Origin of the sequence: Priestia sp. TRN 1309, from assembly GCF_050846875.1 — a bacterium.
Classification (GTDB): Bacteria; Bacillota; Bacilli; order Bacillales; family Bacillaceae_H; genus Priestia; species Priestia zanthoxyli.
This window is the reverse complement of sequence record NZ_JBOZGM010000003.1, coordinates 402599-417483: the sequence shown is the minus strand read 5'-3', so window position 1 is coordinate 417483 and position 14885 is coordinate 402599. Positions and strand designations below refer to the sequence as shown.

The window sequence follows — 14885 nt, the reverse complement described above, 5'->3', positions numbered from 1 at the left end:
GGCCTAGGCTTCTATTTTTTAATTGGAAAGAACGTTCCAATTTTTCTCTAATTGGTATATGTATTGAGACGCGTTCAGTACATTTGGATGAACGAAGGTATCAATTGTTTTTTGCGGACAAGCAGATCCGTATAATGAAAAAATGACAAGCTTGCTATGCTCGATTGGTGATACAACGTGAGATAAACAGCGATAAGAAGGATTTATCAAGCTTTTTACCATGTCATGGATATCTTCTTTGTCGTAAAAATCGACTTCAATTTCCGTTTTTACTAAATAACAGCTTTCAATGGCACTGCTTCTATAATAATTGTAGCGTGCTCCGATGAAGTAGGACGGATCTGATGTTGAAACGTCCAAATTCGTATATGTTTGATCCTGCTTGCTTTTATAAAAAATAGAATCATGAGTATGCTTCATGAATTCTTGATAAGTTGTTCCATCTTCCCACAGAGCTAGAATACAAGCATCTGTTTCATCTTCCACGTTCCAACCCCCTAATTGGCCAATGAAACCATTCACGTGCGCAAGAGCAGCCCAATGCTGTTGCGTATATGAAAAAGATGCTTTTTTATCAGTCGGTATGCTGCATTTCACAATTTTTGTCAACATTCTCCCATCACCTCAATTAATTACTTCGATAAATGAAGGGAAAATCCTTCTAAAAAGAGGAAAATGATAGACATATCCCCCCTTTAAAAGCCATACATTTCAAATAGGACAATGTTAGGGAAAGAAGGGGAAATGAATGAAAGTTTTTCGTGCAAAAGCCTGTCAATCTCCTATGCGAAAAGGCTGGTCAATTATGTTTCAACATCCGTTTAAAAAAGATGAAAGAGGAAGATCGCACCCGTTTGTTAAACGGTTTATGTATACAGAGCAACACGATGAAATTGACATGTTGGTTGAAGAGATGAATGAACTGCTGAGAGTGCAGGATTTTTGGACAAGTACTGCAAAAGGAAGAGCAAAAGCAAGATATGATGAACGAGTAGTGAATGCTTTTTATGACGATATTGAAAAAAAGACAAGCGAACAAATTGACAGCGAGTATGAGTACGTTCATGTAATAGGAGAACAAGGAAGCGGCAAAACATCTTTAATCCGCCAGCTTCTTGGTATAAAAAAGGAGTGCGGCTTTCTAGGAATAGGCAGTAAAGGCGCTTATTCTGCTACGTATAAGGTGAAGGATTCTCAACACTATGAAGCTGCCGTCTCTTTTTTTACGCGAAGTGAAGTGCAAAGGAAAGTGGAGAATATCCTACTAAGAAGCGCTGAAGTGTATGCTGAAGGAGGCACGGATTATGACTTGGTCTTTGAATTATTACACGGAGATTCCTCTTTTAATCTGCGCGCTCTTTTGGGAGATATCCCATACAAAGCCCGTTATTTTAATGATGATGTTCCTTTAAGAATGAGCGACGAAAATAGTTCATTCAAACAATTTGTAGATGCAATTAAACGAGAAAGTGAAATAGTAAAAGACGCTGTTGATCAAGAAGGAAGAGATTTTGCAGAGGTATGGCATAAGCGGCTTGAATGTAGGAAGATCACTGAGCAAATGCTTCTGGCAATTGAATCTCGGTTGAGAGAATACAAGGAAGGAACGTGGGAAATAGGAGAAGACGACTGGCCAATATCCTGCCGTCTCACAGCAAAAGAGCTGTCTTTCTTTGATCCGCTAACAAATGAAGAAGAAGAAAATAACGGACGCCTTATTTATCCATTGTTTCGTAGAATTGAAGTTTTCGGCCCTTTTTCTTTTAAAAAAGGGGTAGCGATTTGCGAGCATCCATCTGTTGAATATACGGGCACCATCCACGATTCTTTTAAACAAGCAGCTTCTATTTTATACGTACATCATGGGCTTAAAGAATTAGATATTCAATTTCTTCAGCAGCTCATCGTACATGGGCACGGTGCTAAGGTAAACGTTTGTGTTACACACGGAGATTTGCTTACCTCTCCAAGCTGCCGTACGGGTTATGCTAAAAAACATGCCATGGCTAAAATTATAGATGGTGCGCTTAAAAGCGTTTCACCTCTTATGAGAAAGCAGCTTCATTACTATTTAACAGTAGGGAATACGTCTATTTTAGAATGTGTACACGAAGAATCCGAAGAGAGTCACTTTCTGTATAAAGACTTAAAGACAGCTTTAGTATCAGAAACGAGAAAAAAGCAGCAAGAGCTGCATCCTATTTATTTAAACTTGACTGTCTCGCAGGCTTTTTATGAAGCAATGGAGTCGCTGAACATTCCTTATATGGACAGAGAAACGTGTTTAAACATTTCCTTAGGAGAGAATGAAGGACCGGTACCAGCTATTGCGTCCGCCGTTATTTCATCTGTGTATGAGCATTTTTTAAGTCAGCCGTCCGGATGGTCAAGTACTTATCATTCGGTCACCGACCGACAGCAGGTTATTCAAGAGTTGGCAGGTGAGTTCGCAACCGTCGTTTATTCCTATTTTAACGAACAGCTGCTTAAAAATCCCCGTAAGGACTGGCTAGCTCTTTATAAAGAAAAAGAAGACGATCAGCCTTATAAATATAGCAGGGTGATAGAAAGTGTGATTCCCGCCAAAAACGATATCTATCAGCAGCAAATTCTTATGAGAACCGTTTATCAATTAATTAAGTATGTGATAGAAAAGAAAGACGGGGTAATGGTTCATTAAGGAGTTAATGTAAAAAGAAGTTTATAAATAAAAAAACAGAGCCTGATTTCAGGCTCTATTAGCGTTTAGAAATAGCAGTTAACGTATTAGGTCCGGCAATGCCGTCAACTGCTAGCTTATTGTCTTTTTGAAAATTACGCACAGCGGCTTCTGTATTGGCGCCGAAAATACCGTCCGTACCCTTTGTATTATAGCCAAGTGCTGTTAACTTCTTTTGAAGAGCTTGAACATTGCTGCCTTTGCTTCCTTTTTTAAGCGTTTGTTTTGTGTTAATTGTTGTATCTGCTGGTGGATTTGTTGGCTTTGGATTTGTCGGATTTGTTGGTGTCGGGTTGGTTCCAGGGTTTCCTAAAGCTTTATACGTCGCCGGCCCAACAATACCGTCAGCCGTTAAGCCGTGGTCTTTTTGGAACTTACGCACAGCTGAATCTGTATTGGCACCGAACACACCGTCCGTACCTTTTGTGTTATAGCCAAGTGAAGTTAGCTTCTGTTGAAGTTCTTTAACTGCATTTCCTTTACTGCCTTTCTTTAAAACAGTCCCTGTAGAAGGAGCTGGAGTAGAACCTGAGTTTCCAGAAACGTTGTACCCGTTTACTGCTGCAATGTCATTAAATGATTTAGAAGAAGTTGTAATCACAACCGGTGTACCGACGGTCACTTTACTAAATAACCATGCCACTTCTTCATCGTACATACGAACGCATCCGCTGCTTACATATTTGCCGATGGAAGCAGGATTATTATTTCCATGAATAGCATACGTTGTGCCGTATGTACCTCTTGCATTTAGACCCAGCCAGCGGTTGCCAAGAGGATTTCTAGGGTCTCCACCAGGAATGTTCCCTGAGTAATAAGGGCGATTGACAATTTTATTCACTACTTTGAAATGGCCCTCTGGTGTAAGAGACTGCGTGCGTCCTGTTGCTACTGAAAACGTTCGGACAAGTGAACCATTTTGGTAATAAGCCAGTTTATTTGTTGCTTTGTTAATGATAATTAAATGAGATGGTGTTGAAGCAGCTTCTGTTTTTGGAACCCCTACAAACAAGCAGGCTAGAGCTAGGATAGCCGCTATGAGTACGATTGTTGTTCTTGATATTCTATTTGCCATGTGCTGCGCCTCCTTAGGCTGCATTAATGAAAAACGTATGGTGCGGCAGTGCTATAAATTCTTCACTAATAAAATAAAAGACGAATAGCTGCATTTTCTATACCTGTATGTATAAGCTTAATAAGGAAATCATTAAGTAGAAAGACTTTACTAGCGGGAATTTATAATAATAAGAATAACTAAGTTTTTCTTGATGCTTTGTACAACTTTAAGAATATAAGTTTACTAATCTAGCGGATTCATATTTACATAAGCATCACATCCTTTCCAGTTCTTTATTTTCGTGTAAAGAAATGAAAGCGTTGTACAGATTGTTTTGTAATCATATTGTAACATAGTTGTATTTTTTATACCATAAAAAGACATAAAATAGTATAAAAATACTTTATATGGGTTTTATGTACAAAAAATTCAAAAGTTCAGGAGAACGAAGCTATTATTAGATATACGAAACTGGAAAAGAAGTATGCGTAGTTTTGTGGAAATAGATAAATATTCTTATTCGAATATAGGGAGGAACAGAGTAAAAAAACTACTTGCAAAGAGACAAGTAGTTTTTAAACCGTTATTTTTGAGCATACATTACAACAAAATTAAAAAATTTATAGATGCAATCCACCGTGCTGAACCCGCTTGCTGTTAGCCAATTTAACTGATCATGTAAAGTTGTCATTTTATCTAACTTTGTACGTTCATGCGCAGCCTCAATTTGCTCATGAGTTAATCCGCTTGCGGCAATTCTTTCACTCCAGTCTTTTTTATATAACTCTTCAATAATGGAAGAATGGCCTAATACTTGATCGGCATTAATAAAGATTCCTCCTGTATGCAGCAAATTATAAATTTGACCATACAGCTTTTGCTTTTGTTCGTCTTCTAAATGATGAATAGCAAGTGACGAAATTACAATGTCGAATGAGTGTTCAAATTCGTAGCTTGTTATATCTGATACAATAAATTCCATGTGCTGTTCGTTTTTAAAGCGCTCCTTGGCTTTTTCAAGCATTTGATCTGACACGTCAATCAACGTGAAATGAGCATCTGGGTATTTTTCTTTGACAAAAGAAGAAAACAATCCTGTACCTGCTCCGATATCAAGTACGCGAAGCGGCTTATTTGAAAAGTGAAGAAGAGAAACGGGAATGGAATAAAAATCAAAAAAACAAGGAATAAGTTTGCGGCGCTGCTCATCGTACTGAGAAGCATGAGCATTAAATTTTTCTTTCACGTTATTTTTCATTTTTACAGCTCCTTTATTTGGTAATATTGAGATACATATATCGTATAGAAGTTTGGCAGAAAAGAAAATAAACAAAAATAAGCAGTATTGATTCCAGTTTGTTATGAATAGAAAGAGATGGAGAGAAGAAAATGGAGATCAAATGGTTAAAAACATTCATCATAGCGGCTTCTTATGAAAATTTCAGACAAGCGTCTGAAGATTTATTTTTAACGCAGCCTGCTGTATCAAAGCATATTCAGCGACTTCAGCAAGAGCTAGGCGCTGAGCTTTTTGAAAAAAAAGGTAAATATATCGCGCTGACTGAGGCCGGACGCTTTTTTTTGCCTCATGCTCAAAAAATGGTGAGGGCATACGAAGAAGGAGTAGGGAATTTTAAGTTATGGAAGCAAGGATATAACCGAAAACTGACTATATCCGCTGCCCCTCAAATAGCAGCATCTGTTTTACCAAGCCTTATCAAACAATTTGTAGAGAGATATCCCCATATTGAAGTAACGGTTAATATCACAAATTCGTTTCAAGTGGGAAAAGACATCAGCGACAGAAGGTCAGATATTGGATTAACAAGGATGCTTCCAGGTCAGGCAGACGTTTTATATGAATTAATTCATAAAGAAAAAGCAGTCTTAGTTGCACCATTTTCTGCAGAGGCACGTACGGAACAGGAGCTGTTATCTTCCTACCGGCTGCTTACGAATAATCATCCTGTTTATTGGGAAGATTTACTCCTTCAAATCAAGGCTTGTTATCCTCATATTCAGCTGCTTCCTGTGACGCAAGTAGAAATTACAAAGCGCTTTATTGAAGAAGGTCTAGGCGTATCTTATTTGCCGTTTTCTATGGTAAAAAAGGAAATTGACAATCAAACGTTAAGCATGATTTCACAGCAAAAAATTATCCGGCCTTCTTCACATACGTATATCGTAACAAAAGGTGAAACGGAAGAAACAAAGCAGTTTAAGCACTTTGTAGCTGAGACCTTAACAGAAACGAGCTGAAATGATACCATAAAAAGGAAGGGAGAGTGGCGATGTATATATTAATAATACTTGTAGCAGCAGCGGTATTAGCAGACTTTATTTTAAGAAAAGTCCTTGATATCCCTCGGAGCAAATTTTGGGGCAAATATGAGTATGAAAGTCTAGCTTTAGGCCGATGGGATAAATATGTCATGGTAGCTTTTGTTCTTTTTCTAGTACTCGATATGATTTTTATGGTTGTAGAGCCTTATATCGTGACTTGTTGGTTTTTAGGCATGCATATTTTGCTGAAAAGCATAGATGAATGGAAATATAAACAAGAAACAAAAGAATACGTAACAAGCTTTGTACAGATGGGATTCTTCTTTACGGCTTTTGTTCTATTAGCCAGCGGAATTGTATAGAAAAAAGAGCTTTACCTATGGCAAAGCTCTTTTTATATTATTTAAAAATATGATCAATGTCTTTAATTTCAGAAGAAGTAAGCTGAACATCTAATGTTTTTAAGTTATCAAGTACTTGCTCAGCGCGTTTTGCTCCTGGAATTAATACATCAATTGAATCGCGCGTTAAGTACCAAGCCAAAACAAGATGGGCTACTTCTACGCCTTTTGCGCTAGAGATTTGACGAAGACGCTCTACTTTTTCTAGGTTTTGCTGAAATGCTTCGCCGATAAAATGAGGCATATCTTCGCGCAGGTCATTAAACTTTGTATTTTTATCATATTTCCCAGCAAGTAAACCAGCAGCTAGCGGGAAGTATGGAATAAATGAAATGCGGTTTGCAGCCGTATAAGGTAAAATATCGTTTTCTGCTTCTCGCTGAATTAAGTTATATTGCCCTTGTACTACGTCTACATAACCATCTTTATTTGCTTCTTTTAACTGATCTAACGAGAAGTTCGATACGCCAATAGAACGGATTTTTCCTTCATCTTTTAATTCTTTTAATGCACCAACCGCTTCGTCTTTAGGTGTGTTTTTATCTGGAAAGTGAATATAATATAAATCGATATAATCTGTTTGAAGGCGTTTTAAGCTATCTTCAACCGACTGTTTTAAAAATGCAGGAGAATTGTCTAGCAGTACTTCATCTCCAACAATTTTATGTGCTCCTTTTGTAGCGATCACCGCTTCTTCACGATTCCCGCGTTCTTTTAGCACTTCGCCAATTAATTCTTCAGAACGTTTAGGACCATAAATGAACGCTGTATCAAGTAGGTTTATGCCATTATCTAGCGCCTTATGAACAAGGTCTTTGCCGACTTCTTCGTTTAGGTTAGGATATAAGTTATGTCCTCCTACAGCGTTTGTTCCAAGTCCAATAGGATTAACATATAATTCGGATTTTCCAATCTGCACTTTTTCTGCCATGTCTAACGTCCATCTCCTTTTTTATATCTTCTTTTTTACTATAGCAAAATATACCACGAATCAAAAATAGTACGCTCATATGAAAAGCAGCTTTAAAAAAGTATGTGAACTTGAGTTACACGTAAATAAGGAGTGTATTCTACAGGGCTCTATTTCAATAGCAGAAATAAAAAAAGAACCTCTTTTAAATAAGAGACTCTCTTTTAGTCATGGTAATATGATAGCTTTTTGACAGCTGAAATGTTTCAGCGAGCTGCCTGCGTCCTTGCGCTCCTTGTTCGCGCACATAATCTAATTCGTTTGGTGTAAGAAGCTTCATGCTAATCAGTTTAATAGATTCGTAAGGTAAAGAGAGGCTAGTTGAAACAGAAGGAGACTGAACTCCTAGCAATACACCAATATCTCCATTTTTATTTACAAAATGAGGCGGTACGTCCAAATCCGTAAATTCAATTGAAAGAACATCATGCTTCATGAATAGTTCTAGCATATTAGGATGAGCGGCAGCATTTTGACTCATTTGATAAAGAAGGTCAAATGCCCAGTGATCCTGGATATCAGATAAAGGTCCGCGAAGAGATTCATCATCGCATTCGATATAGAATTCTAATCCTTTTCCTTGTCTTTGGCTCTTTTCTTCAGGTAGTTGAAACGGATCGGACAAGCCGTCGCTTGCTAAAATAACTGTCTCTGTTTTTTGAACACGAATAAAAGTTTGACGTCCAGACGGCCAAGCAGGCCCGCCAAAAAACATGGGATTTAACAAATGAGTTAATACGTCTCCGTCGACATGTCCAATTGTGTTCCAGTAGTCTTTTCTTTTTGAGATTGATTCCTTAAGAACACGCTCTACTTCTTTTTCCTGCTTCTTTTGCTTCCACTTTAAAAATAATGACAAGTATCCCACACCTCTTTACGACTTCATAGTACCCAATATATACCTCATTTAGGGAACTCGTAAACCATTATTAGAGTATAAAAGGAAATTTGATCATTAAATTAAAAATATTTTCAAGAGGACTATAAGCTATTATTAGGGATCTTACGTTATTTGTGGTGGAGGTAGGACTTCCTATTAGGTAGATTTAGTATCATGTTAATGTGTTTGTTTTGTATTATGGATTATCTAACTAGTCAATTTTTGTAGTTTTGAACTTCTTAACTGTAACTATAGAAGAATTAAAATAAAATGGGTATGAGCTCAGGCTGAGCATCATACCCATTTTATTTCCCGTTTTTTTGTTGAGTCATATATAAGATAAGGGTACTGAGGAAGAAAAATTACAATTATAGAGGTTTTAGCAAAGTGTCATATACTTTACGCCTATGACTAATTGTCGTTTTTTAAATCAATGTATATACATCCATTTGGTTGAACTTCAGCATAAAAAATTTCTTCGATAGAATGAATGCCTTTTTCTTTCAGTCTTTTCATGAGCCATTCTTTGGTTATATTTAATTCATGCAAATTTTCATTTAATATTTTACCGTCGGATATCACTTCGGTTGGGATGTGATGATGTGACAAAGAATGAATATGTAAATCCTTTTTAGTGGCATTTTGTTGGTCGGCCTTTTTCAATATACTTAGTTTACCGTCCGGTTCTAGGACTGCATAGTGTACATCTTGAGTAGAGAAAATACCTTGTTCTCTTAGCATCATGCTTAAATCATCAATGTTCAAGCGAACCGATTTCATGATATGCTCAAGAATTTTTCCTTCTTTAATTATGATGGTAGGTTCATCATCAATTAAAATTCTAGCTTTCCGAGAGATTAACCCAATATATCCTACAAATATAGTTAAAGAAGACCACCAAATCAAAGAAATTATTCCGTTGAAAAAAGGTGTCTCACTTTCACCGGCAATGTCTGCAGCTATAGATCCGACAGTAATACCTGTGATGTAGTGAAAAAAAGTAAGCTGACTAAGTTGTTTCTTTCCTAAGAATCGTGCTAATACAAGTAGGATAATGAAGGTTAAGCTTGTTCTCAAAATTATCTCCCAAAAATCTATTTGAGAAAATTCATCTATGTTCATTATAATAAGACCTTCTTTTTATTAATATGATAGCTATATTGATGAACAATTGTTTTTATGGTATCGCATGTCTTCTGTTTCTTTCTTAGATTGCTCTTTTATGCCTATGAATATTCATAGGCATAAAACTCTTCTTTTTAATAAATCAGTTGAAAAATTAAATAAGCCACGTACACGGCCTGTGCGAAAAATAAAAAGCCCCAAAAGCGTGCTGAAAGATGGGTAAGCTGTTTTAAACTCGTAGCGTCACCCGCATCGTTTGGGTATTTGATACTTAACACAAAAATAATAAAAGCAGAAAATAGAGATTCTACGAGTAACAGTGCACCAACAAACATCATGCTGTAGCGCATAAGCTGTGGATCTTGCAGATAATAGATGCCTCCGAGGATCAAACCGATAGAAAATAGCCATACAATTCCGTATCCGTTACGTACCCAAAGCAGTAAATTAATAACAACAACACTTCCTAACCCGTAAAAAAGCCAGTCGTAGTGGTTGTGAACGAGCAGGTAGAAAAACAAATAAGCCATTGCTGAGCTGAACGGGTAGCCGGCTAAGGCAATAATGACGCGCGGCAGCCATCCACGGGATCCCGCGTAGGTGGCAGTCACAGCTACACCTTCATTATTGGTGTAAAGCTCAATGCGATTGACCCCTTTTCCGACAATAAGCCCCATTAACGCATGGCCATCTTCGTGAAACATCGTATTTAAATTTGAAAAATAACGTCCAATATGCCGAAGCAGCTGATTAATGCTAGGAGCAAATGAACCTATAAATGGAATGCCTCTTGTTAGCACAAAAGCTAATAAAATAAATAAGAAAAGCGTAGTAGATTGTTCCATCGCGATAGTCCTTTTCGTAAAATGATATGTTTCTACTTTACTCGCAAACGTGCTAAAAGGGAAATGAAACGGCTAGTTTCTCTAGGAAAAGAGAAGTTGGGAGACTTACATAATATTAGTGTAAACAGACCTGACACATTCATTGACCAACTTATTTCAAATTTTATATTCTAAACAGATATAAGAAATGGGGAGATGGTTGAATGAAAGATACGTGGAACGCATTTGTAGACAGTGACCTTTACGTACCTCCAACGGGAACGGGAATGTTAAATAACTTGAGTTTTGCGTTAAAAGACGTATTTGATGTACAAGGACATATATCAAGTGCAGGAAATCCGGATTGGCTCGCCACGCATCAGCCTGCAAGCGAACATGCAGATGTAGTAGCTGCTCTTTTAAAAGAAGGAGCTGCACTGAAGGGAGTTACGCACACGGACGAGCTTATGTACGGACTAAATGGAGAAAACGCGCATTATGGAACACCGGTAAACCCAAAAGGCGCAGATCGAATTCCGGGAGGTTCTTCGAGCGGATCAGCGGTTGCTGTCGCAGCGGGAATAACTGATTTTGCGATTGGAACAGATACGGGAGGATCGGTTCGAATTCCGTCAAGCTACTGCGGTATTTTTGGGTATCGTCCTTCTCACGGACGCATTTCTACAAACGGTCTAATTCCACTTGCTCCAAGCTTTGATACAGTTGGTGTAATGGCTAGAGACGGCCACACCCTGCAAAAAGTAGGAGCGGTTTTATTGAACTCAACGTCGCGTGCTAGCGGTTTTACAAGACTTTATGTAGCAACAGACGTTATGGAACTTGTGGATGAACAAAGCATGCAAGCTCTTGCACCACCTATTAAGCACGTAATGAAGTCTTTTTCTACTACAGAAGAAATAGTAATTGCCCCCCAGGGTTTTTCTACATATATGGAAACTTTTCGTTTGCTGCAAGGAAAAGAAATTTGGCAAACGCACGGAGAATGGATTCAAAAAGAAAGCCCAACGTTTGGAGACGATATCGGAAGCCGCTTTCAATGGGCGAGCACTCTTACCTTATTAAATATGAATTATATAGAAGAAAAGCGTCGTGAACTTCGCTATTTTATGTACTCACAGCTTGGAGAAGACGGAATATTAGTGCTTCCTACAGCTCCAGGACCCGCGCCTGTAAAAGATGCAAAAGGACCGGAGTTAGAAAACAGAAGATTGCGAACACTTCAAATGACGTGTATTGCCGGACTAAGCGGACTTCCGCAAGTTACGATACCTGCAGGAGAACTAGACGGTTTGCCAATCGGCTTATCTTTTATTGCAGGATACAACCAAGATGAAAAATTATTAAATTGGGTAAAAGAAAACAGCGATCATATCATTCAAGCATCGGTAAGGAGCGTATCATGAAGTTAGTAAATATAATAGAGCAAGGGAAAGAACAAGCAGCTATTTTAGACAATGACAGCATTCTACTTATAGAAGATATTAATGCTAAATATTTAACAAACTGGTCTACAACAATTTGGGATCTTATTCAATATAAAGAACTTCGCCACCTTGAAACATGGTACGCCCATAATAAATTTGGTATGAACAGCTCTTTTCCCGCACTGCACTTGCAGGGCAGAAAAACAGCTCCTATCATTAGTAATCCGTCAAAATTGTTAGGCATTGGATTTAATTATGCAGCTTCTGAAGAAAAACTAAAAGACTACGACCGTGCCATTGATCCAGTTAGTTTTTTAAAACCCGCAACCGCCATTATTGGACCAGATGACAGCATTCGTATTCCAAAGCAGTCCTACAAAACAACGGCTGAAGCGGAACTAGCGGTGGTAATTGGCGAAACGTGTAAGGATATAGAGCCAGATGAAGCCATGAACGTAATTGCTGGCTATACGTCAGCCATTGACGTAACCGCAGCTGATATTCATGCGGCGAATCATCGCTACTTAATGCGAGCAAAAAGCTTTGATACATTTTGCAGTATAGGCTCAGAGTTTATCACAAAAAAAAGCATATCAAACGTGAAATCACTTCAAGTGCGCACATTGCTAAACGGAGACATGCAGCATGAAAATACCGTGTCTAATATGATTTACGACATCGCATACTGTGTTTCATTTTTCTCAAAAGTCATGACGCTGCACCCGGGTGATATCATTCTAACCGGAACGCCGGGACCCGCTGTTATTGAAGACGGGGACTGTATTGAATGCCATATTGAAGGCATGCTTCCATTAAAAAATAAAGTGAAAGACATGAAGAAAGTGCCTCAGCAAATCTAAGAAAAAAACCCGTTGCCTACACGCACGGGTTTTTGAGCAGAAACGAATATCTTCACACTCAGTTCACAATTAGTAGATATACTAATTAAAAGAGACAGCTGCGTTATCATATACTGAAAAATGAAATATTTACAAATGGAAAAGAAACGGGTACGATATCTGTAGCGACACTTAATAAAAAGGAGCTGACTGACAGTATGATTTTAGTCATCGGAGGAGCAGGCTATATCGGAAGCCACCTAGTAAAAGAATTAGTGAAAACAAATGAAGTTGTGGTACTTGATAATCTATCAACGGGTCATCGCTGGGCAATCGATGAGAAAGCGGTATTCGTAGAAGGAAATCTAGGTAATGAGAAAGATTTAGAAAGCGTATTCACAAATCATAAAATTGATGCTGTCATGCATTTTGCTGCTAATAGTTTAGTAGGGGAGTCAGTAACAGATCCTCTTAAATATTATCAAAACAACGTAGCTGCGACGTTAACCCTTTTACAAACGATGATGAAGCACAATGTGAAAAAGTTTATTTTTTCATCTACTGCTGCTACATATGGGATTCCTTCTGTAGATATCATTACAGAAGATACGGCAACAAACCCAATTAATCCGTACGGACGTTCAAAGTTAATGATTGAACAGATTTTAGCTGACTTTGCAAGTGCTTACGATATGGAATATGTTGTGCTTCGTTACTTCAACGCAGCGGGTGCTTACGAAACAGCGGAAATTGGTGAGTGCCATGATCCTGAAACGCACTTAATTCCAATCATTCTTCAGCACCTTCTTGGTGAACGTGAAAACATCTCTGTATTCGGCTCAGACTACGATACTGCAGACGGAACGTGCATCCGTGACTACATTCACGTAACGGACCTAGCGAATGCTCACATTTCAGCGCTTCAGGCACTGTTAGACGGCACGAAGAAAACAGCAACGTACAATCTTGGAAACGGCCTTGGCTACTCTGTAAAAGAAGTGATCGAAACGTGTGAAAAAGTAACGGGTAAAAAAGCGAATGTTGTAATGGCAGACCGCCGCGCTGGAGATCCGGCACGCTTGGTCGCATCTTCTGATAAAATTCACGCAGAATTAGGCTGGAAAGCGCAAATTTCATTAGAAAAAATCATCGCATCTGCTTGGAAATGGCATCAAAACAGCGCAAAAGTAACAAATTAACAAAAAGGCCTCTTTTTTCTTTGAAAGAGGCTTTTTTGTTACGATTAAGTTGATTTATGTTCTAAATAATCATTTTTAAAATCCAGTGTTTTAGCCCACGAACAAGCCTTCTTCTTTTTGGACATTTTCGCTAAACAAGCACGACTTTTATTCTTTTCCATATGCTATAGGTAAATATACCACTCACAACTATCCCGGTTTATAAAATAGCACGCAAGGAGGTTATGATATGTATTACTGTGTAAGATGCTCCAAATTTCATGACGAACAGGAAAAAGAAAACATCTTTCAAAATGGTTTTTACATTGATCCCTATTTGCTTCAAAAAGTCCATCTAGGCATGTGCGTCCACAAATCCCCATCAATCAAACAAATGAGAGCCGTAGAACGATTCGAAACGAAAAAAATGTAGAATTCACATTCACCAATAAGAAGCTAGATCTAACCAGGTCTAGTTTTTTCAGTGAATAACAGCTTTCTTCAGCTATCTTTCATGTAATATTAAGAGAAATTTAAGACAAGCCCGCTATACTAGTTAGTAGACGTATACATAGGATATGGTACGTTAAGAAATTGAAACAGCAGTCCGTTTTATAAACTAGAAAGGATGGCGTCAAATGATTTCTGAAAAACAATCACTTTTGTTGAAAGAACAAGCAAAGCTTCTCGCATTAAAAGAATATAAAGGCATTGTCAAATCCATATCGCTGAGTAAAATACTCACTCTTCCTATTTATACAGTAGACATCCTTACGTTAAACGGAGAAGAGCACAAAGTAAAAATTAATGCCCAAACCGGCAGTGTTTTGAAAGAAAAAACGATTCCTTTAACGAAAAGCCGTGCAAAAGCATACGCGTTAAGACAGCATAAAGGTATTATCGAATCGATTGTTCTTGCTAACAAGCAATATGAAATTGTGATTCTTGGACTTGATGGAAAAACCCATAGCGTGAAGATTGACGCTGAAATGGATGTGCTGGCACAAGGAGAGCGAAACATTCAGTAAACGTCCTATATTATGTAATCAACCTCACTTTGTTGAAAGTGGGGTTTTCTTTATTGAGAGAAATCATTAATAAAGGTAACAATGATAAAAAAAGAAGTGATTATTTCTTTAATAGAAAGGGTAAGTGATAGTAAAA

General features: G+C 37.9%; 15 protein-coding genes. 8 read left to right on the top strand and 7 right to left on the bottom strand.

The window, feature by feature from the left end; all coding sequences use genetic code 11:
• Positions 1 to 18: 18 nt before the first annotated feature.
• The gene (locus tag ACRPLQ_RS14300) at positions 19 to 612 is read right to left on the bottom strand and encodes a YdbC family protein (protein ID WP_165635535.1); all 594 of its coding nucleotides are present in this window, start codon (positions 610 to 612) and stop codon (positions 19 to 21) included.
• Between the two features lie 136 nt (positions 613 to 748).
• On the opposite strand from ACRPLQ_RS14300, the gene ACRPLQ_RS14295 reads away from it, so the two are divergent.
• On the top strand, positions 749 to 2680 hold the full coding sequence (locus ACRPLQ_RS14295; RefSeq protein ID WP_432236134.1) for a hypothetical protein: 1932 nt from the start codon (positions 749 to 751) through the stop codon (positions 2678 to 2680).
• A 58-nt stretch (positions 2681 to 2738) separates the two neighbouring features.
• On the opposite strand, the gene ACRPLQ_RS14290 is transcribed toward ACRPLQ_RS14295, so the two are convergent.
• Complete coding sequence (locus ACRPLQ_RS14290; RefSeq protein ID WP_325076439.1) at positions 2739 to 3794, bottom strand: L,D-transpeptidase family protein; 1056 nt, start codon at positions 3792 to 3794, stop codon at positions 2739 to 2741.
• A gap of 565 nt (positions 3795 to 4359) precedes the next feature.
• Positions 4360 to 5034 carry a class I SAM-dependent methyltransferase gene (locus ACRPLQ_RS14285; protein WP_325076440.1) on the bottom strand — a complete coding sequence of 225 codons (675 nt, stop codon included), beginning with the start codon at positions 5032 to 5034 and terminating at the stop codon, positions 4360 to 4362.
• A gap of 131 nt (positions 5035 to 5165) precedes the next feature.
• On the opposite strand from ACRPLQ_RS14285, the gene ACRPLQ_RS14280 reads away from it, so the two are divergent.
• Positions 5166 to 6035, top strand: a complete 870-nt coding sequence (locus ACRPLQ_RS14280) for a LysR family transcriptional regulator (protein WP_098600129.1) — start codon at positions 5166 to 5168, stop codon at positions 6033 to 6035.
• A 32-nt stretch (positions 6036 to 6067) separates the two neighbouring features.
• The gene (locus ACRPLQ_RS14275) at positions 6068 to 6421 is read left to right on the top strand and encodes a DUF4181 domain-containing protein (RefSeq protein ID WP_325076441.1); all 354 of its coding nucleotides are present in this window, start codon (positions 6068 to 6070) and stop codon (positions 6419 to 6421) included.
• Between the two features lie 37 nt (positions 6422 to 6458).
• Here ACRPLQ_RS14275 and ACRPLQ_RS14270 read toward each other — a convergent pair whose 3' ends face one another.
• The 4 genes from ACRPLQ_RS14270 to ACRPLQ_RS14255 all read right to left on the bottom strand — a co-directional run bounded on the left by ACRPLQ_RS14270 (position 6459) and on the right by ACRPLQ_RS14255 (position 10280).
• Complete coding sequence (locus tag ACRPLQ_RS14270) at positions 6459 to 7391, bottom strand: aldo/keto reductase (protein ID WP_025749635.1); 933 nt, start codon at positions 7389 to 7391, stop codon at positions 6459 to 6461.
• Between the two features lie 184 nt (positions 7392 to 7575).
• Entirely contained in the window at positions 7576 to 8298 is a 723-nt protein-coding gene (locus tag ACRPLQ_RS14265; RefSeq protein WP_432236133.1) for a hypothetical protein, read from the bottom strand.
• A gap of 423 nt (positions 8299 to 8721) precedes the next feature.
• A complete protein-coding gene (locus ACRPLQ_RS14260) occupies positions 8722 to 9432 on the bottom strand; it encodes a YetF domain-containing protein (RefSeq protein WP_108674441.1) in 711 nt (236 codons plus the stop codon).
• A 137-nt stretch (positions 9433 to 9569) separates the two neighbouring features.
• Complete coding sequence (locus tag ACRPLQ_RS14255; RefSeq protein WP_108674442.1) at positions 9570 to 10280, bottom strand: M50 family metallopeptidase; 711 nt, start codon at positions 10278 to 10280, stop codon at positions 9570 to 9572.
• A gap of 203 nt (positions 10281 to 10483) precedes the next feature.
• Between ACRPLQ_RS14255 and ACRPLQ_RS14250 the strand changes: the two genes are divergently transcribed.
• The 5 genes from ACRPLQ_RS14250 to ACRPLQ_RS14230 all read left to right on the top strand — a co-directional run bounded on the left by ACRPLQ_RS14250 (position 10484) and on the right by ACRPLQ_RS14230 (position 14749).
• Positions 10484 to 11683, top strand: coding sequence for an amidase (locus ACRPLQ_RS14250; RefSeq protein WP_034269875.1), 1200 nt, complete (start codon positions 10484 to 10486; stop codon positions 11681 to 11683).
• Positions 11680 to 12564: a fumarylacetoacetate hydrolase family protein gene (locus ACRPLQ_RS14245; protein WP_165635540.1), complete on the top strand. Its 885-nt coding sequence runs from the start codon at positions 11680 to 11682 to the stop codon at positions 12562 to 12564. The genes ACRPLQ_RS14250 and ACRPLQ_RS14245 overlap by 4 nt, the downstream gene beginning before the upstream one ends.
• Positions 12565 to 12761: 197 nt before the next feature.
• Positions 12762 to 13742 (top strand): UDP-glucose 4-epimerase GalE, encoded by a 981-nt coding sequence (galE, locus tag ACRPLQ_RS14240; protein WP_028412269.1) that lies wholly within the window; start codon positions 12762 to 12764, stop codon positions 13740 to 13742.
• Positions 13743 to 13971: 229 nt separating this feature from the next.
• Positions 13972 to 14154: a DUF3973 domain-containing protein gene (locus ACRPLQ_RS14235; RefSeq protein ID WP_013055747.1), complete on the top strand. Its 183-nt coding sequence runs from the start codon at positions 13972 to 13974 to the stop codon at positions 14152 to 14154.
• Positions 14155 to 14359: 205 nt separating this feature from the next.
• On the top strand, positions 14360 to 14749 hold the full coding sequence (locus tag ACRPLQ_RS14230; RefSeq protein ID WP_432236132.1) for a PepSY domain-containing protein: 390 nt from the start codon (positions 14360 to 14362) through the stop codon (positions 14747 to 14749).
• Positions 14750 to 14885: the final 136 nt, after the last annotated feature.

Coding starts and splice junctions, on each gene's coding strand:
- ACRPLQ_RS14300 (WP_165635535.1), bottom strand. CDS start 612: ATGTTGACAAAAATTGTGAAATGCAGCATACCGACTGATAAAAAAGCA.
- ACRPLQ_RS14295 (WP_432236134.1), top strand. CDS start 749: ATGAAAGTTTTTCGTGCAAAAGCCTGTCAATCTCCTATGCGAAAAGGC.
- ACRPLQ_RS14290 (WP_325076439.1), bottom strand. CDS start 3,794: ATGGCAAATAGAATATCAAGAACAACAATCGTACTCATAGCGGCTATC.
- ACRPLQ_RS14285 (WP_325076440.1), bottom strand. CDS start 5,034: ATGAAAAATAACGTGAAAGAAAAATTTAATGCTCATGCTTCTCAGTAC.
- ACRPLQ_RS14280 (WP_098600129.1), top strand. CDS start 5,166: ATGGAGATCAAATGGTTAAAAACATTCATCATAGCGGCTTCTTATGAA.
- ACRPLQ_RS14275 (WP_325076441.1), top strand. CDS start 6,068: ATGTATATATTAATAATACTTGTAGCAGCAGCGGTATTAGCAGACTTT.
- ACRPLQ_RS14270 (WP_025749635.1), bottom strand. CDS start 7,391: ATGGCAGAAAAAGTGCAGATTGGAAAATCCGAATTATATGTTAATCCT.
- ACRPLQ_RS14260 (WP_108674441.1), bottom strand. CDS start 9,432: ATGAACATAGATGAATTTTCTCAAATAGATTTTTGGGAGATAATTTTG.
- ACRPLQ_RS14255 (WP_108674442.1), bottom strand. CDS start 10,280: ATGGAACAATCTACTACGCTTTTCTTATTTATTTTATTAGCTTTTGTG.
- ACRPLQ_RS14250 (WP_034269875.1), top strand. CDS start 10,484: ATGAAAGATACGTGGAACGCATTTGTAGACAGTGACCTTTACGTACCT.
- ACRPLQ_RS14245 (WP_165635540.1), top strand. CDS start 11,680: ATGAAGTTAGTAAATATAATAGAGCAAGGGAAAGAACAAGCAGCTATT.
- galE (WP_028412269.1), top strand. CDS start 12,762: ATGATTTTAGTCATCGGAGGAGCAGGCTATATCGGAAGCCACCTAGTA.
- ACRPLQ_RS14235 (WP_013055747.1), top strand. CDS start 13,972: ATGTATTACTGTGTAAGATGCTCCAAATTTCATGACGAACAGGAAAAA.
- ACRPLQ_RS14230 (WP_432236132.1), top strand. CDS start 14,360: ATGATTTCTGAAAAACAATCACTTTTGTTGAAAGAACAAGCAAAGCTT.